The 20,225-nt window shown below is 39.6% G+C and carries 18 protein-coding genes and 2 pseudogenes; 11 read left to right on the forward strand and 9 right to left on the reverse strand.

Going from position 1 to position 20,225, the window contains the following annotated elements:
- Window positions 1-37: 37 nt before the first annotated feature.
- On the reverse strand, window positions 38-361 hold the full coding sequence (locus NPUN_RS36065) for an ArsR/SmtB family transcription factor (protein ID WP_012413298.1): 324 nt from the start codon (window positions 359-361) through the stop codon (window positions 38-40).
- A 108-nt stretch (window positions 362-469) separates the two neighbouring features.
- On the opposite strand from NPUN_RS36065, the gene NPUN_RS36070 reads away from it, so the two are divergent.
- Together NPUN_RS36070 and NPUN_RS36075 are read left to right on the forward strand one after the other, a co-directional pair.
- Window positions 470-652, forward strand: coding sequence for a hypothetical protein (locus tag NPUN_RS36070; protein WP_041566689.1), 183 nt, complete (start codon window positions 470-472; stop codon window positions 650-652).
- Window positions 653-754: 102 nt separating this feature from the next.
- Window positions 755-1,102: a hypothetical protein gene (locus NPUN_RS36075; protein WP_012413299.1), complete on the forward strand. Its 348-nt coding sequence runs from the start codon at window positions 755-757 to the stop codon at window positions 1,100-1,102.
- A 100-nt stretch (window positions 1,103-1,202) separates the two neighbouring features.
- Here NPUN_RS36075 and NPUN_RS36080 read toward each other — a convergent pair whose 3' ends face one another.
- The 3 genes and pseudogenes from NPUN_RS36080 to NPUN_RS36090 all read right to left on the reverse strand — a co-directional run bounded on the left by NPUN_RS36080 (window position 1,203) and on the right by NPUN_RS36090 (window position 3,367).
- Window positions 1,203-1,343, reverse strand: coding sequence for a hypothetical protein (locus tag NPUN_RS36080; RefSeq protein ID WP_336884961.1), 141 nt, complete (start codon window positions 1,341-1,343; stop codon window positions 1,203-1,205).
- A gap of 282 nt (window positions 1,344-1,625) precedes the next feature.
- Window positions 1,626-2,392 (reverse strand): annotated as a pseudogene (gene rpaB / locus NPUN_RS36085) (response regulator transcription factor RpaB).
- Window positions 2,393-2,542: 150 nt separating this feature from the next.
- A complete protein-coding gene (locus NPUN_RS36090) occupies window positions 2,543-3,367 on the reverse strand; it encodes an IS982 family transposase (protein WP_012413301.1) in 825 nt (274 codons plus the stop codon).
- Window positions 3,368-3,401: 34 nt separating this feature from the next.
- Between NPUN_RS36090 and NPUN_RS41360 the strand changes: the two genes are divergently transcribed.
- The 5 genes from NPUN_RS41360 (at window position 3,402) to NPUN_RS36115 (ending at window position 6,549) form a co-directional block, all read left to right on the forward strand.
- On the forward strand, window positions 3,402-3,596 hold the full coding sequence (locus NPUN_RS41360; protein ID WP_148220501.1) for a hypothetical protein: 195 nt from the start codon (window positions 3,402-3,404) through the stop codon (window positions 3,594-3,596).
- Between the two features lie 147 nt (window positions 3,597-3,743).
- Window positions 3,744-4,031 carry a hypothetical protein gene (locus tag NPUN_RS36100; protein ID WP_012413302.1) on the forward strand — a complete coding sequence of 96 codons (288 nt, stop codon included), beginning with the start codon at window positions 3,744-3,746 and terminating at the stop codon, window positions 4,029-4,031.
- Between the two features lie 380 nt (window positions 4,032-4,411).
- Window positions 4,412-5,428: a tyrosine-type recombinase/integrase gene (locus NPUN_RS36105; protein WP_148220502.1), complete on the forward strand. Its 1,017-nt coding sequence runs from the start codon at window positions 4,412-4,414 to the stop codon at window positions 5,426-5,428.
- A 3-nt stretch (window positions 5,429-5,431) separates the two neighbouring features.
- On the forward strand, window positions 5,432-5,899 hold the full coding sequence (locus NPUN_RS36110; RefSeq protein WP_012413304.1) for a hypothetical protein: 468 nt from the start codon (window positions 5,432-5,434) through the stop codon (window positions 5,897-5,899).
- A gap of 218 nt (window positions 5,900-6,117) precedes the next feature.
- Complete coding sequence (locus NPUN_RS36115; protein WP_336884962.1) at window positions 6,118-6,549, forward strand: hypothetical protein; 432 nt, start codon at window positions 6,118-6,120, stop codon at window positions 6,547-6,549.
- Window positions 6,550-6,715: 166 nt separating this feature from the next.
- Here NPUN_RS36115 and NPUN_RS36120 read toward each other — a convergent pair whose 3' ends face one another.
- The gene (locus NPUN_RS36120; protein WP_083782459.1) at window positions 6,716-7,996 is read right to left on the reverse strand and encodes an ISNCY family transposase; all 1,281 of its coding nucleotides are present in this window, start codon (window positions 7,994-7,996) and stop codon (window positions 6,716-6,718) included.
- A 120-nt stretch (window positions 7,997-8,116) separates the two neighbouring features.
- On the opposite strand from NPUN_RS36120, the gene NPUN_RS36125 reads away from it, so the two are divergent.
- A complete protein-coding gene (locus NPUN_RS36125; protein WP_234711196.1) occupies window positions 8,117-8,449 on the forward strand; it encodes a hypothetical protein in 333 nt (110 codons plus the stop codon).
- A 105-nt stretch (window positions 8,450-8,554) separates the two neighbouring features.
- Here NPUN_RS36125 and NPUN_RS36130 read toward each other — a convergent pair whose 3' ends face one another.
- Entirely contained in the window at window positions 8,555-9,931 is a 1,377-nt protein-coding gene (locus NPUN_RS36130; protein WP_012413305.1) for a dihydrolipoyl dehydrogenase family protein, read from the reverse strand.
- Window positions 9,932-10,481: 550 nt separating this feature from the next.
- Between NPUN_RS36130 and NPUN_RS36135 the strand changes: the two genes are divergently transcribed.
- Genes NPUN_RS36135 through NPUN_RS36145 form a run of 3 tightly spaced genes read left to right on the forward strand, consistent with a single transcriptional unit; the run spans window position 10,482 to window position 17,139 of the window.
- The gene (locus NPUN_RS36135) at window positions 10,482-12,962 is read left to right on the forward strand and encodes a two-partner secretion domain-containing protein (RefSeq protein ID WP_012413306.1); all 2,481 of its coding nucleotides are present in this window, start codon (window positions 10,482-10,484) and stop codon (window positions 12,960-12,962) included.
- Window positions 12,963-12,965: 3 nt separating this feature from the next.
- Window positions 12,966-14,663 (forward strand): ShlB/FhaC/HecB family hemolysin secretion/activation protein, encoded by a 1,698-nt coding sequence (locus tag NPUN_RS36140; protein ID WP_012413307.1) that lies wholly within the window; start codon window positions 12,966-12,968, stop codon window positions 14,661-14,663.
- 46 nt (window positions 14,664-14,709) lie between these two features.
- The gene (locus NPUN_RS36145; protein WP_234711197.1) at window positions 14,710-17,139 is read left to right on the forward strand and encodes a CHAT domain-containing protein; all 2,430 of its coding nucleotides are present in this window, start codon (window positions 14,710-14,712) and stop codon (window positions 17,137-17,139) included.
- Here NPUN_RS36145 and NPUN_RS38130 read toward each other — a convergent pair.
- The 3 genes and pseudogenes from NPUN_RS38130 to NPUN_RS44630 form a co-directional block, all read right to left on the reverse strand.
- Window positions 17,106-18,125, reverse strand: coding sequence for a hypothetical protein (locus NPUN_RS38130; protein WP_012413309.1), 1,020 nt, complete (start codon window positions 18,123-18,125; stop codon window positions 17,106-17,108). The genes NPUN_RS36145 and NPUN_RS38130 overlap by 34 nt on opposite strands.
- Window positions 18,126-18,175: 50 nt before the next feature.
- The gene (locus tag NPUN_RS36155) at window positions 18,176-19,825 is read right to left on the reverse strand and encodes a serine/threonine-protein kinase (RefSeq protein WP_234711198.1); all 1,650 of its coding nucleotides are present in this window, start codon (window positions 19,823-19,825) and stop codon (window positions 18,176-18,178) included.
- Between the two features lie 141 nt (window positions 19,826-19,966).
- A pseudogene (locus NPUN_RS44630) lies at window positions 19,967-20,041 on the reverse strand (4-Cys prefix domain-containing protein); the annotation flags it as partial.
- Window positions 20,042-20,225 lie beyond the last annotated feature (184 nt).

Raw genomic sequence — 20,225 nt, forward strand, 5'->3', positions numbered from 1 at the left:
ACTGTCAGATGTGCCATACTACCCTCCTGCTACTTTGTTATCGATCTTCTAGTAGTTTTTCCAGAGCATCAAAGCGGGCACTCCAGATTTTTTCATATTCGCCCAGATACGCTGCGGCTACTTTGAGAGTTTTCGGCTGAATCTGAATAACTTTCTCCTTGCCACTTCGACGCTTGGTAATTAGTCCGGCTTTCTCCAACACACTGATGTGCTTTGCGATCGCTGCAAAAGACATCGCGTATGGTTGTGCTAATTCGCCGATAGTATGTTCTGCTGTTGATACCCGCTTAACAATGTCTCGCCGCGTCACATCAGCCAGAGCAGCAAAAATTTTATCAAGGGCTAGATTTGATTCAACCATATAGTTGAATCAAATCTAAAGATACAGATCGTGTCAAGTGACGAGGCAGACAACTTTTACCTTCTGTCGTGACCAAACAATTCGCTTTTTCGCAATTGAAAATGCGAATTGCGGATTGTTAATTGGTTAATTGCTTGTGGGGTACAAGCCCCCACCAACCTACGGGTTGGTGGCATCCAATTAGTGGTGGGTACAGAGCTAACACTAATTGTCTTATATGCGAACGAGCGAAAAAGCGAACTTGTACTGAGCGCAGTCGAAGTATTGCGAATTGGAGTTGACAAGCTCTAAGCTATGTGAGAGAAGGGCTATAGCTGAATGTTGCTAAAATAACGAGCGGACAAAGGTCACAACTTTATATAATCTTTTATAGAAGACTAAGCTTAACCTAAAATGACCGATACACCTGAGTACTTCCCAAGCAGACTAGACCGTGCTGAACAAATTATCTTGGGGTTAGCTGAAAGACAAGCTAATACCCAAGCACAACTCGATGAGCTAAGACAGGAAGTGCGAGGACTTACCAGTAACGTTGACCGTGTGCTAGCTCGTAGCGCAATTTTGGACGACGTACTACTTGAGTTACGCGACTCACACGAAGCACATCAGCGTAATTTTGAAATACATCAGCGCAACTTTGAAATACATCGTCAAGACTTTCAAGAACACCAACGCACCACGAACGCTGCACTACAAAGTCTTGAAGCTATCTTGCTACAGTTAACTCGAAATCATTCTTGAAATGCGATCGCATGAGGGTAAATTTTGAGCAAATTCACCTTCATAAAAAACGATTGTCTCTTGCCATTAATGCTGACCTTGGATCGCATATACGCACTCATCACTGTTCATCCCGCAACCACTCTAACCCAGTTGTCAACGCTGCCTCCGCCGTGTAATAAATCTTTTTTTCCCCGAATATCCCACCCGTGCGGCTGATGATACGGAATTCCCAGCAATGCCCTGGCGTGTAAAAAACCATTAGGATACTGCTGTTGACACAGAGTACCGTGTAAACTTTAACTTGGGACATTAGCCAAAGCGCAGTATGGTTGCAAGTCTCCCCTTGAACCTACTGTTAGAATCGTAATCTTCAGTTTTCGGCTTGGTGCTATAGGTAGACTTTGACTCAAATGCTTTTTCAAAAATGAAAACTCCAGTATCCAAAAATTGTACTAATTTCCTGTACCTATCTATCAAGACACTACAATTAAGACAAAGAACTTCATCAACCTTAAACAAGTGACATTTGGCAGTTTTATGATTAATGCTCTAGTTGAGGAATTCGTTGAAAAAAGTAACCACTTCCTCTTGCAGTGAGTATATATTCTGGATTTTCCAGATCATCTTCTAACTTCGAGCGCAAACGTGAGATATGCACATCCACCACACGAGTATCTGCATGTTGTTCTGCACTATAACCCCATACTTGCTGCAATATTTCTCCACGGGTAAAAGATTTGCCGGGATAGCTCATCAATAACTCTAGTAAGCTGTACTCTACACCCGTTAATGTAATCCGCTCACCTGCTTTGTAGACTTGTCGCTTATTGGTATCAATTTTAAGATTGTCTACAACCATTACTCCCAAATTAGAAATAGCAGTAGTTGCTGTATCGTTTCTTCGTCGCAGCAACGAGCGAATTCTTGACTCTAATTCCTTGGGAGTATTGGTTTCGCCATATAGTCATCAGCCCCTAATTCCAGCCCAGTGATTCGATCTGCTACATCTCCCAAGGCTGTAAGCATGATAATTGGCACATCTGATTGTTTCCGTAATTCTTGACAGACACCGTAACCATCCAGCTTTGGCATCATCACATCCAGAACGATTAAGTCGGGAGTTTCTTTACGAAAGGCTGACAAAGCTTCTTCACCATCACTAGCTGTCACTACGCTGTAGCCAATCATTTCTAACCGCATCTGTAAAATCCGGCGGATGCTGGCTTCGTCATCTACTACTAAGATTGTGCCTTTATCACTTGATAAGTTTCTTAATGCTGTTCCTCCACAGCGAGAACTCTCAACCATCTATTAACCCAAGTTGCGGGTTATCAAATACAGATTTACTATTGAGTGCGAACAGGCACTTCAAGGTGGTGGTTATGGGTAGCCCAACCACCACTTCGACTCAACTAAAAGTAGCAGTATACAATTATAAAAAGTATTAAATTTAGCTCATTACATAAATGCAGATTTTAGGGTAAATGCAAAAATAAATGCTTGTAGTTTCAGTAAAAACCCTTCATATGTCACTGCATGAATTGATTTTGGAAAGATGCAAGTGATACAACTAAACACTGTTTCAATATAATGCCTTGTATATTGCTTAACATACTGATTCCACGGTTGATCTTGACGCTTGGAATTCTTTTTCCGCATGACTTTGAGAGATATTTGGCTTGATTGTGCCATATCATCCTCTACGGTATAATCAGTATAGGCTGCATCTGCGTATACTTCACTACCAGGCGGTAAGTTGAATGGTAACGCATTTAATCCACGCACATCGTTTGCACTACCAGGTAAAAAGGCAAATTCTACAGGAATTCCGCTTTTGGTACTGATTAACTGGACTCTGACTCCGTAGAAATAGCGTTTTTTCGATGCGATGTAACCTCTGTATTCTTCTGACTGTATCAAGTGAACTTGAAAAATACGGATATTGTCACAAATGGTCACGGGAAATGAGTCTAAAAGATACTCCGTTGAATCACTTATTTCTTTAATTATCATTCCTATTTGATGAAATAAGTCGTTGAGCAACATTGATAAATTGTGTAATCGCAGATTGAATCGTGATTTTTCTAACATATTTGGTATTAATTTATGGTCTTTCATATAGGCGCAAGCCTTGCTATGATTACCATTGAAGAACATAGCGGCAACAAGTGCCGTTGTAATAATTTCTGCATCAATCATGTCCCGACGAATGTCGTCGTCATGCCCAATCGCCTTGAGTAAGTCATCAGTGATAGCATAGATCGTAATTATTTCGTTTAGCATCTGTCCCTCCTCTTTTGACTCTGGGGGGAATTTTATGGCTTTTTTGACCCCGTTGCGATCGCCTGAATCTGTAACTAGCAACTTGGGTTATTATCTGCTTATTAGGAGTCAAAACTGCAAAACAGTATTGACATACAGTCATGAGGAAAGAAGCGATCGCTTAATACTTGCATCTGTGCAACAGATTATGCTGGGGCATCTGCACGAAAACAGATTTGTACACAATTAATAAATTCCTCGACAAGGGACTCGTATTTTCCATAAATTTGGTGTACCTTGTTAATTTCGTGCAAATTATTTACACCCGACTGACCCCGACTTTCTAGAAATCTACTGTCATCCAAATTTTTTGCCAATGCCTTCGAGGGAACAGCCAATGAATACTTCTAATGAGATACAAACAAAGAAGATCATCAAAAAATCCGACAAGCTTACCCTGAGACAGATGAAGCTAATCGAGGAGGCTGAAGACCAACTTCTTGAAGCTAATACTGTCAATTCTACTGCCCCTGTAGCTGAGGAGAAACCAGTAATCACTCCTGAACCAAGAGTTCCTGACTATATTCCATTGCTTGATAATCCTCCAGTACAATCGGTGGGCAACTCTGGCTGGCAGATTTCTGATGTCTGGCGGGATCTGCGCGTGGATAGCTTCTCGAATTAAACCGGAACTAAGGCAACCGCCTGAGCAACTTTTGTAAACTATCTTTGCACTCAGTCAAAGCTATAGTTAATTGTGCCTATAATTAAGTTACGGCTAACTATAACTAAAAGTTAGCACCCTGTAAATGGTTATCGCTTGGATTACGCATCAAAAGCGATACCAAAGACAAACAAAATTTATCGGCAGCGCAATAGTTCCTATTCCGTTGCCAACATGCACCCTCCGCGATCGCATGTTGGTGAAAGTGTTGTATATCAAAGAAAATGGTGTTAATCGTAGTTTATATCGGATAAAAGATAAGGGTATATTATTTTGTGTTCTCCAGGATTCGTGTATACTGAACTTTTAAATTCAGAACTACCGAGTGCGATCGCATAATTATTGTGAATAACCCTGAACTAAATAATTTACCTCCGATTAAACTCATTCCTCTGAACGCTGAAACAGCATTGCTGACTGGGCGCACGGCTAGTACAAGACCACCAACCGATATCCGGTGGGTAAAGGTGCTAGAGTTTTTACGCAGCAACAATCTCGCACCAAACAGCCGCAAGCTTTACGAACGTGAACTGAAGCGATTTTTGGCTTGGAGTGAGCTGCACTATCATGAACTGCGTCCACGTCATCTTGCGCTATATAAAGAATATCTCCGTGATGAAATACGGACTGATGCAGGTAATCCCCTTTCAAAAAGCAGCATTAATGCGGGAATTGCGGCACTCAAAAGCTTTTTCAAATGGATGTCTTACACATATCCTGAAATTATTGCTACTAATCCCACACTGGGGATTAAACTGGAAAAAGTGCCACTGCCACCAGCCCAGAGTTTAACCCCAGAAGAGATGGAACGGGTTTGGTCAGCGTTGGAATTGCTCCAAGAGACAAAGCAACGGGATACAGCACTGGTTCACATTCTCAGTCATGGACTCCGGGCTGGGGAAGTTGTGCAGCTAAATGTTGGCTCATTTGATGGCAAGCTACTATTTTTACCAGACACCAAAACCAATGAACCACGCTTAGTGCCACTGCGAAAGGAGAGTCGGGAAGTTTTAGCAGAGTATTTGCAATTGCGCTCACAGCAAGGAGAGGTTTTAAACAGCGACTCTCCATTGATGATTTCACACCATGCTTCATACAAAGGTGAACGCTTGAGTTATCACGGCATTTACTTTGCTGTAGAAAATATCGGTGAACTTGCTCAAATTGAGGATTTGCACCCTCACTCCTTTCGCCACACCTATGCCACTGACTTATTGCTATTGGGAGTTGACCCCAGCCATGCCCGTAAGCTAACGGGACATCAAAGCGAGAAGGCGTTTCGGCGCTATACCCTTCGCAGCGAACAAGAAGCGGCGATCGCTGCTTACTATCGTGCAATCGGTGAAGAAGCAGAGTAGACTATGCCGAAGCCGTTAGACCCCAAGTGTCAGCTATGTTCTAAACTACCAACAACTCAAGCTAAAGTGCTGCATGGAACAGCAGGGGATGGATGTTGGAATCCACGCATTTGCCACAATCGCCGTTCGTTTTACCGCCACCGCTCCCAGAATAATTCAGCAGAAATTGATGCAATCGCAGTCGAACCACCAGCAACATATTTTGCAGTGCTGTATTTGTATAAAGAACCAGGGGATAAGCCATTGCACGCTATGTCGGCAGAACTGTGGCTGGGACAACAGCCTATTTGTCGCTTAGAACCAATTCACTGCTTTGGACTAACGGCTGGCAAGATCCGCGCCTATACAGATCAGGTGTTGCAGGCTTTTGCAAAACAATATGGTGTTTCGCTCTATCAATATAAAGATATGTTTGAAATTACCTCAAGTTACTGCCCAGTTCGTCCTTGCCCGTTACATCCAGAATCCTAGAGATGACCGAACAATTCGCAATTCGCAGTGACGCTCCTTCGTCGCTAACGCAATTCGCAATTGTGGACGTAATTGATAATTGATTCATCTTTGGTGTCAAAGCCCCTAATTTCAATTATGAAAAGAAACAAGACACGTAGTATCAATATTCAAGCCCCCGCATTCATGAGTGGGGTATTATTAATTGCGAATTGCGAATTGCGAATTGCGAATTGGAAATGACCACATACCGCCAATTAACAATTTGGGATGTGCTTAATGAGTTGTCCGAATCTCCAACGACATCAACACTAGCACCGATGTGGGAATGTTTAGATGCCGAGCTAGAAAAATTACCCCTAGAGGCACAGTTATTAACCGCAGCGCTTGCCTTCACTCAAATTGCGGATATTCTCAAGTCTCGTGCCGAAGTGCTGTTGCAAGATACCCGCGATCGCAATAGTCTTTTGGGGCCAATTATTAGCACCGATCTCTTTGCTGGTCTAGTGCGAACAACAATGCACCTAGATTTAGATGATTTGATTGAACCGGAAATACCACAAACCTTTAAACCACACGGCCCACACCAATTTTCATCTCCTACTGAGTTGGGCAGCAATTCTCATTATGAGAATGGTTATCAATATGTTAAGAGCGAAACTAACCGATGAAGCCTGGGAGACGTTGAGAATTCTGCTGAATGATAAATTTGAACTAGGAGTGGCTACTTCAAACAGATTTTTAGACACAATGAACTACCAAGTAATACATGGCAATTCAAGCTAATTCCATGTATTACACGGAGTTGTAAGTATTCTCAAAAAGTAAGATGAATTTTCAGCTTGTGTTGGGATGAAATTCTAATTCCAGTCCGTGGATCATAAAGTTAAGCAGACTTTCCCAACTATCAAAATAAAGATAACGAGTTAAGGCGCGTAAATCATCAAAGAAGGTCTTGCGTGTTGGTAAATGCTGGCGGATAAATTGGTATTTCTCATCTATAATGTCAAGTAGAGTATGAAACAGAAATGCAAGGATATTAAAGGTTGCTAATAGGGAGGATAAATGCGTTTTCCCATGTCCGAAATTATGTTCTAAGTTGTAACCTTTGGTTTTAAGAGTGTTATTATTTTCGTTTTCTATTTTCCATCTGCTGCGACCATCTGACACAATCGCCTCAACATTAATATCTGTGATTCGATGATTTGTCGCAAAGGTATTTTTGTAGATTATAGTCCCATCAGAGCGAGTAATGGCCAATTCACACCAGTTTACTAATAAAGCATCCTCGCTATTCCGTAAAGGAATTTGGTTGACATAACGGTAGGTATAAATCTCATAGACTTTGCCCTTCCAATGTTTGACACTAAATGTATCAAGGGGCATTCCTTCTAACCATTCATAAAGTGTTTTATGGGATTTAGACCGACACACTAGAATGAAATTTAGTTTTTCTTGTAGTAATAATTCACATAAAGGTTGATGGCAATAAAGATCATCTCCTAAAATGGTAATACCAAGAGATGCATACTGTTTGGCATATTTCTGAATCCAACGTTTTGCTGCCGCATTCTCACAATCCTGCTTTTGATATCCGTCTTGAGGGACAACAAACTCTGGTATTAACGGGATTACTTGAGAATTACTAGGACAAACAATTACTGGTGTCACCACAGTATGAAAATACTGAGTTGTTCCGTTTTTAAAAGTTCTGCTCGAACAGTGTTCACAGTGAATTTCATTGGAGCAAAAATATTCTGTTCCATCTAGAGCTATCAGCAAATTATTTTTAAAAGAACGAAATTTTGATAAGTGTTTACCATTCTCTAATGCTTTGAAAATCTTGGTAAACACCGGAAACACAACGGTTGGTTCTATCTCATCAAGTAAATCTCGGATATGGTTATCGCTTGGAATTTGGTGTACCCCAAACAAGCTTTGAGCATTATTATGTCCCTTACTATGTGCCATTGACCTTTGATGGGCAAGAAAAGAAGGACTCTGAGTAAAAAATATGGAGAATGCGCTTAATGCTGCATCACTCATTTGATAGCGTTTGTTTTTGCCTGTTCGCTTATCAGGTAAATCTTTCAGGATTGACTGAAAGTATTGTACTATTTCGTCAAAAATTCCTGGCTGATTCAAAAAAGCTCCTGCGTTCGCGAGTATTGAGATACAAAAACCATACCTTTAACTGAAAATTTTGCATAGATGCTAATGATAGTTATAATCATTCTCATGATGAGAATTGCTGCTGAGTTGGGTGATTCTGTAGCAGCACCTGTTGAAAAAGCGAATGTTTTGGCAATGCTCAATGAGGTGACAACTTTAGAAGATGTACGCAATTTGGCATCAGATGAGGATGTGGAAAAATGGCAGAGTGCGATCGCTAACCATCTGATAAATGTCAAAGATGAGATTTCTTTAGATAAACTGCAACGTGTGTTGCAAATGCCGATGGTAGAAGTCTGGTTGGGATTATTGCTGGGTGGGTTTACATTAGAACAGCGTGGTGATTTTTATCACAACCATAATGTCTGGGTGAAAAGCTCTCCTTCCTACTACCAATAAGTAAATCAGGGAAACAATTTGAAGGGTTTTTACTAAAGCGACCTCTTGCAGATATCTTGAAGCGATCGCCCATCTTTAAGTTAGTAGTTATTGGTTGCTGCTTTGTTACATGTTCGGACAGGTTGGCATATCATCTCCAACGAGTAGCCTTGCGAGACTGGGCAATGCCTCACCGTATGTTGGGTGAATGTGAACCGATTGTTCAAGTACCTGCCACGTTGCTTTAGCTTCCATAAGTGACAAAAAGACATGCACCAGTTCAGCCGTTTCGTAACCAACCAGCGTTGCTCCTAAAATCAAATTCGTCTGGGTGTCGATGACCATGCGGTAGAAACCCAGATCGTGCCCCCACTCAATGCTACGGGCAATGTGAGCCATTGGCAGGGTGACTTCGCTCGCAGTAATGCCCTGTTTGTGAGCCTGCTCTAACGTCATACCCACTCGACCCACTTGTGGCTCTGTGTAGACGGCATAGCCTAATACCCGATCGTTGCGTGTCCGGTGTTCGCCACACAGAATAGCTTTCAAGCGACGATAGTCTTCCCAAGAAACATGCGTAAAAGCAGGCTGTTTGGCAGCGTCTCCGATCGCATAAATCCCAGCGCAAGTTGTTTGAAATTGCTCGTCGATTTTAATAAAACCCTGTGCATCTAATTCAACACCTGTCACCGCAGAATTTAATGCCTGAGTATTTGGTTTGCGCCCAGTCGCAATCAGCAATGCTTCTCCATCTAGTACTTCACCATTGTTCAGCGTTAGGGTAAACACACGATTGGTATAAGCAACCTGCTGAACCGTCACATTGAAATGCAGTCCAATTCCGTCTTGCTCAAAAGCATCAGCAAGCACAGCACTGACATCGGATTCTTCTTGAGCCAGCAGCCGTTCACCCCGCACAATCAATTCGGTTTGGCTCCCTAAACGTGCCATTCCCTGCCCTAGCTCCAAGGCAATATAGCCACCGCCAACCACCAGCAAGCGGGGCGGAATCTGCTGCAAATCAAAGAAATTTCGGTTGGTCAGATAAGGCGTTCCAACTAAACCCGAAAAGTCAGGAATGGTGGAGGATGTCCCTGTATTGATGACGATGAGCGGAGCCTGCACAGTCACACCTCCTCCACTCACAGTTCGCTCTCCGGTGAAAGCAGCTTCAGCGCAGACGACTCGAACCCCTGCACTGTCTAGTCGCCGTTTGACACCCTGGTTAAACTGGCTGCGAATACTACGCACACGCTCCATCACCGCAGAAAAATCGACCTCGACCTGCGCGTGTATGCCTAACTTTGTCGCTTGCCTTGCGCGACCTGCGGCATGGGCAGAGGCTAAAAAGGCTTTAGAAGGAGTACAGCCATAGTTTATGCAACTGCCGCCCAACGCATCACGCTCAAATAGAACGACGTTTCGACCTGATGATGCAAAGTCAGCTGCAAGTGGAATTCCGCCCTGACCGCTTCCAATCACAATTACATCTGCTGTTTCCATTGTTACCTCTGTTGATAGTTGGTTATTACAATTTGTCACCGGATGGCAGGTGTCTGATGTGTGGCGCGAATTGAGGTCGATGATTTTTCTAATTAATAATCTATCTTAGGATAGTTGTAATAATTAACGCATATATCATATATGCGTCTCAGATGAGGATGAATAAACAATTGTGCATCACTTATCTCTAAAGAGATATTTCATAGGTTGACTCTTCCCATGATAATAAAAAAATTGTTGGTAATATGCATTAAAATTCTTTTGGATGTCTTAGTCTAATTGTGTCATTTTTTATCTTTTAATCTATTAAAAAATATTAAGTTATAAATAATTATTATCTTTAATCACAATCAAATTTAAAGTCAGTAACTTATCTTGCTATTTACTTGTAAATATGCAAATCTTTTTTTATAGCTTTAATGATAAAGTTATAACTTTTACTTAAAGTTAACTTAATTTTTCAGTTCTCTAAAGCTAAACTTGGTCTATAGTTTTTCAAAATTTGATGAAAATTAGCACTAGTGCATTATTAGTAGTCTTCCCTTTACTTATGAGTTCACTTCCAGCTAACGCACAAATTTCTCCCGATCTAACTTTACCTAACAACACAAATATTCAAATAAATGAAAATCTTAGAACCATTGAAGGTGGTACTCAAGTAGGAAACAATTTATTTCACAGTTTCAAGGACTTTTCCGTTCCTACAGATACTAGCGTCCATTTCAACAACGGGCTGGATGTTTACAACATTATCGCTAGAGTTACTGGTGGTTTCGTCTCTAATCTTGATGGGCTGATTAGCGCCAATGGTACAGCTAACTTGTTCTTGATCAATCCCAGTGGCATTGTCTTTGGCCCTAATGCTCGATTAGATATCGGTGGTTCTTTATTTGCAACTACGGCTGACTCTCTAGAATTTGCCAATGGTTCTGAGTTTAGTGCTATTAACCCACAACAACCACTGCTGACTGTGGATATTCCTATTGGTTTGCAGTTTAATGGTAATTCTGGAAGTGTTACTGTCCAAGGAAAAGGACACACAATTGAGCAGAGTGATTTTTTTACCCCTCTTAACCCTAGCAAGTTAGCAAACAGCCTGGAAGTTAAACCTAATAATATTCTTGCTTTGATCGGCAATAACATTGCCTTAGATGGAGCTATTCTTAAAAACACTAATGGTCGGCTCGAATTAGTTAGCCTTGAGAAGGGAGTAATAAATTTAAGCATCCAAAATAATCAATGGTTAGTCTCTCCTGGAAATAGCTTAGTTTATAAAGACATAAGAATATCAAATAATTCTTTACTTTATGATGGTAGCTCTAATGGCTCAGGAAATTCTATAGAGATTTATGGAGATAATATATTTTTAGATAAAGGCTCTTTAATTATTGGACAAAGTTTTAAGGATAGACAATCTGGTAATATATTTATTAATGCTGTAGAATCATTAAATATACAAAATGAATCTCAAACAACTGCTACAGGTATTTTTAATATTAATTTTAGCGAAAATACAGGTGGTAATATTGAATTTAATAGTGGGAAAATCTCTTTAAAGGCTTCTCAAGTTGCCACGACAACTTTTAGCAGTGCTGCGGGTGGCAATGTCATTGTAAATGCTGAACAATTAAATTTTGAAGGCTTAACTCTTGAAAGTATTTCTCAAGGGTCTGGAATTAATACATTTACTTACAATGCTGGGAAAGGCGGCGACATTATTGCAAATGTCGCACAAATTGTTGCAAATAATGGAGGATTGCTTACAACAACTTTTGGCAGTGGAGATTCTGGAGTTTTAAGACTAAATTCTAACTTTATCTCTTTACGGGCAGGGAGTAGTATAGGCTCTGCAACTTTTGGTCAAGGTAAAAGTGGTAGTGTTTCAGTTAATTCAAACTCTATAGAAATAATTGGCACATCTACTGGTTTAGGTAACGCAAGTAACATTCAATCATCTACTTATAAAGATGGCAATGCTGGTAATTTAGAAATTAATAGTTCAAATTTATTATTACAAGATGGAGGTACTATTAGTACTAGTACTTTTGCTTCCGGCGATGCTGGTAATTTATTTATTAGATCCTCAGAAGCAATTACAATATCAGGAAAATACTTAGACACATTAAGTGCTATATCTTCTTCAGCACCTATACTAAATGAACGCCTCAGAACCGGATTAAGATTACCTCCAGAGCCAACAGGTAGAGCGGGAAGTTTAACTATTGATACTCAAAAGTTAACCATTTCTAATTTTGGACAGCTTAGTGTAATAAATCAAGGCTCCGGTGACGCTGGTACTATTAATATCAATACAGACAAAATCGATATTACAAATCAAGGGGGAATTACAGCGACAACTGCTGTTGGAGCAGGTGGGAACATCAATTTGAAAGCAGAAAATGTTCAACTGAATAATAGCTTTATATCTGCAACCGCAGGTACAAACGGCAGTACGGGCAATGGGGGCAATATTGGTATTGAAACAGGTGCATTAATATTGCAAAGTAACAGCCAAATTACAGCCAATGCCTCTGAGGGTAGGGGTGGGAACATCAAAATCAATACCCCAGGTTTATTTGCCTCGCCAGATAGCCAAATAAAAGCTACTTCAGAAAGAGGAGTTAACGGCTCAGTACAGATTAACACTACTCAAATAGATATTGCTAACTCTGGGATTAGAAATACTGTCTTTCAGTCTCCACAACCGTTTAACACTTGCTCGCCAGAACCTCCTAACTTGCCGAGTGAACTAACTATCTCTGCTAAAGGAGGGCTTCCCGCTAGTCTTGATGATTTATCTAGCACTACACTGGGGTGGACAGACTCATCAGTACCCATCTCTTCTCAACAATTACCCCAATCTACTCAAACTGATAATACGGAAAATATAGTGGTAGCCCAAGGGTGGCGCAATAACGGGGATGGGACTGTTAACTTTGTGATTACCCCAGATCCAAGTGACGATATGGGTGCGTACAGTTCGCCATTGAAATCTTCTTGCATCAAGAGAGTACCAGATGTAGGGGGTTAAATATTGAGTTTACATTTACTAGCGTATTTAACGGCAAGTCATTTTTCCTCGGCAGAACTTGAGTCAGGTGGCCTTCATCAAAAAAATCCGCCAACCATACAACAAACACCCCTGTCACCCACCCCTTTACCTCCAGCACCGCCACCATTAACGCTTCCAGCATCCTCTACTCCTTTGATTCCTCAAAGAACCCTTAAACCAAACAATTTCGTTAAAATCAAAGTTCAAGGTTTTCGATTTCAAGGAAATACAGTCTTTAATAATCAGGAGTTAGAGAAAGTATTATCAGAATTCATTAGTCAGGAAATCACTTTTACTGATTTATCAAAAATTAGTGATAAGGTTACTGATTATTATGTAGAGCAAGGGTATATCAACTCTGGTGCATACATTGGTGTTGCCCAAAATCAATCTCTCAAGGTTGACAATGCTATAGTTACTGTCTCAATTGTTGAGGGACGAATAGAAAAAATCAATATTGTCGGCGGCAACAGACTACACAACTATATCCGCGCACGTATTCCACAACCGATTCTCAACAGTAAACGCTTATTGCCAGCACTACAATTACTTCAACAAGACCCATTAATTGAGAAAATTACTGCTTCATTGAAAGAGGGAAGCAAACCAAGCCAAGCTATTTTGGATATTAATGTACAGCCCCAACAGGAATTTAAGGTTAATATTGGTCTAGACAACTACCGATCTCCAGTCATCGGAACTTTCCAGCGTCGCATTGATATCTCGCACAATAACATCCTGGGATTGGGAGACGGACTAAGCATTGGTTACAGAAATACAGATGGCAGTAATGCTATCACCCTTGGTTATTCTGTACCTATCAACCCAAACAATGGTACTATCAGCCTTGTTTACGCAAATATTTCCAACAATATCATTGAGCGACCGCTTAACGCGCTTGATATAGTAGCCGATGCAGGGGTCTATGAAATGACTTTGCGCCAACCTCTGATTCGGCAGGCTTCGGCTAACTCTGCACAAGAATTGGCATTGGGGCTGACTGTTTCGCGGCTAGAAAGCGAATCATCATTGCAAAATACTCCTTTTCCTATCTCGGCGGGCGCAGATGCTTCGGGGCGTACAAGGATTTTTGCACTCAGGTTTTTCCAAGATTGGGCAAATCGCAGCCTTAATCAGTCTTTTTACGCTCGTTCAACTTTTAGTTTAGGTTTAGATGCACTAGATGCTACCATCAATGCCAACCCTCCTGATGGGCGATTTTTTAGTTGGGTAGGCGAGGCTTTATGGTTGAAGCGTTTAGGAAATAGTAATACTTCTGTTGCTATCCGCTCACGCCTCCAATGGGCGGATAGACCTTTACCCGCTTTCGAGCAAATTAGTCTTGGAGGCATCAGCAATGTCAGAGGTTACAGGCAGGATACTTTTATATCTGACAATGGATTTCTCTTATCTACAGAACTACGCATTCCGGCCTGGAAAACGACTACGCAAGAATTACAGGTTGCTCCCTTCATTGACTTTGGCACAAGCTGGAACAATAGTTCTGATACTTTTAGCCCTGATGGTAGTTTAACCTCTATTGGTCTAGCTCTCCAATATCGAAGCGATCGCTTCAATGCCCGTCTTGATTGGGGCATTCCTCTAAATGAAACTAACTCAAACTCAAACACATGGCAAGAAAATGGAGTTTATTTTTCACTTAACTATCAACTATTTTAAAAGAATTAAGTACCTATTTTTAAGTTTAACATTGACGCTAATAGTAGTGTTTAACAATGGAGCAATATTAGCAACTCCCCCAAACTTAGAAATAGCGCAATCTCTCACACAGCAAGGATTTTTACAATTATACAACGGACAGTCCGAAGCTGCTTTGAAAGCATGGCAATCAGCTTATCGAGCTTATGAACAATTAAATAACAAGCAGGGGATGAATGGCAGTTTAATTAACCAGAGTTTGGCACTTCAAGCACTAGGCTCTTATGCTAACGCTTGCCAAGTTCTTACTCAGGCTTTAGCACTAGAAAATAGAATTTGCCCTCATGCGTTAAAAGAACAAACTAATTCTTCTCAAATCTTATCTGATTTAAAAGAAATATTTCAAAAACAACCTATCCAAAATTTACAAATTATTGGTTTTTCTAATTTAGCTAATGTTTTCCGAGCTATGGGCGAACCGGAAGTTTCTTATACTATTCTGCAATACTGTTTAACCTTCGCTGCACAATTACAAAAGAAAGAGATTCAAGATAACTTATTACTCAATTTAGCTAATACAGAAGTAACACTTTACAATCAAGCCAAGAGTAAATATCAACTCACTGATGACTTTACTGCTCAAAAGAAAGCACTGATTTTAGCCAAGTCTAAATTCGATGCTGCCCAAAAAGTATACGAAAAACTCAGTAATAGCCCAAGTACAGTTTCTCTACAAGCTAAACTAAACTGGTTAAAGTTACTCATAGATAATACATCAATACAATTGTCACAATACTTACCTTTAAGTAATTCTGTTTCTAGACTAATAAATGATATTCTCACCAATTTGAAACAAATTGAAACGTTATCCAAGGTTGATTCAATTTATAGCAAACTTAAATTATCTCATAACTTACTAAAAATCACCCAAAGTAATAACTTGAAAGTGAAACAATTCACAGATAACAATTTACAATCTATAGCCTTATCCTTATCACAGGAAGCATTAGCTAGTGCCAAGAAGTTAAATAATTTTAGAGCAATTGCTTATGCTAATAGTACTTTAGGTGAAATTTACGCTGCTGGTGGAGAATTATCAAAAGCTGAGAGTTCGTATCATGATGGGATGTTATACGCTCAATCAGTACAGGCTTGGGATATCGTTTATCAATGGCAATGGGAACTAGCTCGGCTTTATAAAACATCTGGTAAAATCGAGCAAGCTAATAAATTTTATTCTACTGCTATAAAAAATCTTGATAAAGTACGTGGTGATGTTTTACTGTTTAACTCTGATATTCAATTTGCTTTCACAGAAAAAGTAGAGCCACTTTACCGCGAATACATATCATTATTACTTAACAAGAATAATTCTAATAAAAACTACAATAGACAAGCTATTAAAATTCAAGAACAACTTAAATTTGCTGAAGTAGAGAATTTCTTGCGTTGTGGTAAATTTGCTGAAAATGCCCTAGATGCAAGATTGGATAGCGGATTAAAAGATTTGGATTATATTGTTTACCTCATTAAATTAGATGACCGAGTAGAGGTGCTTGTTAAAACTTCTCAAAATATCTATCGTCACACAATAGATTTAGATATAATTGGTGAACCTCTGACTAATTTCTTCAATATTATCCAGAATTTAGAATTCGTTGATACTAAAGGTTATAATTTTCTCACTTATTCGCAAGCAGTTTATCAGCTTTTGATTCAACCTATCAAACAATATTTACCCTCATCAGGCAAAATAGGTTTCGTCCTAGATAGTTATTTTCAAAATCTGCCCCTAGATATGTTATATGATGGGCAACAATATTTATTAGAAACATACATTATTTCTGTAGGTTCTAGTGCTAAACAATTGCGGCAATCGATGCTCAAACCAGCTGCAACGTTAGCTAGTGGCGTTTCTAAAATTGGCCCTAGTTTTAGTAATCCTATCGTCCCTAGAGATTTACGTCCTTTACCTCAAGTCAGGTTAGAGATTGAGAATATTAAGAAAGCTAATCCCTCTGCCATTACATTACTTGATAGCGAATTTACCCATGAACGATTTAGTAAAGATATTGAAAACAATTCTTTTTGGGCTATTCATTTAAGTAGCCATGCTCAATTTAGCTCGGACATTGAACAAACCTTTGTCTTAGCATGGGATACTCCCCTGATGGTTAATGATTTAAAAGCTTTACTACAAAATAAAAGCAACCTTGATTTACTGGTGTTGAGTGCTTGCCAAACTGCCAAAGGTGATAGACGCTCCTTTTTGGGTATTGCTGGCATAGCTGCACAAGCTGGAGCGCGTAGTGTTTTAGCCAGTCTATGGCTAGTTGATGCTGATTCTACTGCTCAACTGATGACTCAATTTTATGAAGGACTGAAATCTGGACTTACCAAAGCCGAAGCATTAAGATCAGCACAACTCAGTTTATTAAAAAGTGACAAATATTTTCACCCATATTATTGGAGCGCATTTATTCTCGTTGGCGGATAACTCGTTTGCTCCTTGACCTTTGTGTGTGCCGCAATCTTTATACCAGCTTCTGCTAAAGCTAACTCTACAGTATTATTTGCTTGTTGTGCTAATTTCTTAGCTGTTAAATACGCTTCATTAGCTTGTTGAGGAAAATTAGCTATTAAGTAGCGATCGCCTAATAATCTATAAATCGTTGGGTTCGTTGAACCTGCTTTAGCTCTAGCGTCTAACACTTTTATCGATTCGTTGACTAAATTGTATGACTCATATACTGCATCCATATCAATCGCCAATTCATCAAGCGGCTGTTGAAGGTTCTTGAGAACGTTAATTGTCTTTTCTACTTCTTGTATATTGTCTGTGGCTAATAGCAACAACAACGAGTTACTGCCATCTATTACTCTATCGCCCCGCATGGCAACTATATCTAAAGTGTATGCTTGACCTGGTTTCAATGCTGGCTCTTGGGGCGGATAGGTTAAACTTTCTCCTTTGACTGCCACCTCCCAGCTAATGCCTCCATTTCCTCGCATACGCACAATGTAATCAGTTGCTCCCTTTGGTTTAGACCAAGATATTGTCGGGCGCTCTTGATTGATTACTGCTCCATAAGGTGTCATCTTTGTAGGTTTGTTCTCTTCATCCGGCCCTTTAGGGATGACACAGCTTCTTCCTTGTAAAACGTTGCATCCTCTACCTTCGTTCACTTTTAATGGCAAGCATTGTTTCCCGACAACATCACTAGGAATGTCTAGGATTTTTCCTCTTGGGTAACAGAAGATTTTTACCTTTCCACCATTAGCTGCAACAACTCTATCCTCACTACATAATTTTTTTGAAGGTTGATAACGACTATCTCCACTTATCACTTTCGCTATAGGTTCGCAAGAGACTTTAGATTGCCGATTTGCCCTCACTACCTCCTGTCCCCACACACGACTTTCAGTGACGTTAACTAATATTAATCCTAATATAATGGCTCCAATCTGAATTCTCTTGAACATGGGATTTATATACTTGTTCTTCTACAAACTGTTTTTCAAAGTACTAAAATTTATTTCTTTTTAAATATCCTCTCTATTAATTCCCCTCGCCATTTTTGTACTTCTGGCAACCACGTATCCATCCTTGCCAATAAACATATTTCACCGTAACCACTTGCAGAATTTATATCTCCTAACGCTTCTTTCGCTTTCGATAACAAGCAATACACATCAACTCTTTGTGAATCTAACTTAAATGCTGTTTGCAAATCTTTATCCGCTCCTTGATAATCTTTTTGCGTCAGTTTCGCCCAGGCTAAATTTTTATACAATGCTGCTCTTAACTGTTTATCACTAGATGGGGCTTTATTCAATCCTTCTATTGCTAGTTTTTGAGCTTGAGTATAATTTCCTTGCAAATTATTCAACCTAGACAAATTATTCACAGCAATTAACGCCTGCTCCTGACCAGATTTAATTGCTAAGTTATATTGTTCTTGAGCTAAATCATATTTTTCTTGAGTTTCATAAAAGTTAGCTAAATTGTAGTGTCCTGTCCAGGAGTTAGGCTCTAGCCTAAAAAGCTGTTGGTAACTTTTATTAACACAATTTATATCTCTCAAAAATTGACAAGTCAATGCTAGATTATTATATGAATCTATATCATTCGGATTATATTTAGCCGCTAAATTATAATATTTCTTTTCTAATTCTAAATTTTCTTTAACTCTTCCTGCTATATCAAAGTAGAATTTGGAAATTTGATTACTTAATTCCGGGCGGATTTTTACTGCTTGGTCAAATAGCTTTTGCGCTTGTTCTGTATTATTTTCTTGTTCTAGCTTTTGCCCTTGTGCTACTAAATTATTTGCATAAACTGGGAATCCAAGTGTATAAGCTAGTAATCCTATCAAACTAACGCTGGCGATCGCTGCACTGAACATGAAGGGTTTCGACCTTGTTAGTCTATAAATCTTATTTTGCTTAGGCAGTTTTTTCAGTCGCCACAAAATAATTCCCGTTGTTTGTGGTCGATGTGCTGGATTTGGAGCCATCAACTCATCAATAAAATCCGCCAATGGCTTATCTATCTGTGGTGCTTTATGTCTCCAGATCAGTCTCCCCACATCATGATTTGTCTCTAATTCTCTTAATTTTACCCCCGTCACCAACCGAACCATAGTCCGACCTAAAGCATAAAAATCCGACTGTGGAACCGCATGACCATGCGCTTGTTCTAGCGGACTGTAATAATGGGAAATTACTTTGGTGATTTCGTAATTACTGATAGTTCTGTCCGTTCCTCCAGTCGAGCTTACTTTGGCTAAATATGTATCTGTTATCTGGCGTGCAGCCCCAAAATCTATTAAATATAAATGTCCATCCGGATCTAGAATTATATTACTTGGTTTTATATCTCTATGAAAAAATTCTGTATGATGTACTAAATCTAGTATTGCTACTATTTGTTCCAACCAATCTAGTGCTAACTCTTGTGAAATTGGTGGATGAGTTTCTATCCAATTTTCTAAATTTTCCCCTTCAATTTTATCCATGATTAAGCATCGGAATTTGAAGGGGCTGTTCTCTGATTCTAGGGTAAAGTAGTCATCATCTCCATTTGTCTGCGGAATATTTGGATGATTTATTAATTGCAAGGCTAAAACCTCGCGCTCAAATCGCTCCACAAATTGAGGCGAATTCCATTTTAATATCTTCATGACTCGTCGTTTACGCCCAGGACTCCACTGCGTCCCAGAATCCTCTATTTCAAAAATCTCATTTGCCGTGAACGGGTTGCGATCTAATTCTCTTAATGGTTTAACTAGACGGACACGTTCATTGATCACTAAAGATGTACCGCAAGAAGCGCATTTGTAGGCATCATCAGGATTCTGCCGTCGTTCACACAGAGGATTTATACAGTAACACGACATCTTGTCTTAACTTTCTATTAAAGAATTAGCATTTGAGCAATATTTCGTTATTGACAACATTATAAAAATATTTCTTATGACTATTGCTTTTGTTCACATTTGATGCATTAAAGTAAAATCTTTTTGTGACTTAAAGTCACTTTGCGTTAAAAATTATATTTTTGCATTTACAATGATCCTACCA

The sequence above is a fragment of the Nostoc punctiforme PCC 73102 genome (assembly GCF_000020025.1).
Lineage (GTDB): Bacteria > Cyanobacteriota > Cyanobacteriia > Cyanobacteriales > Nostocaceae > Nostoc > Nostoc punctiforme.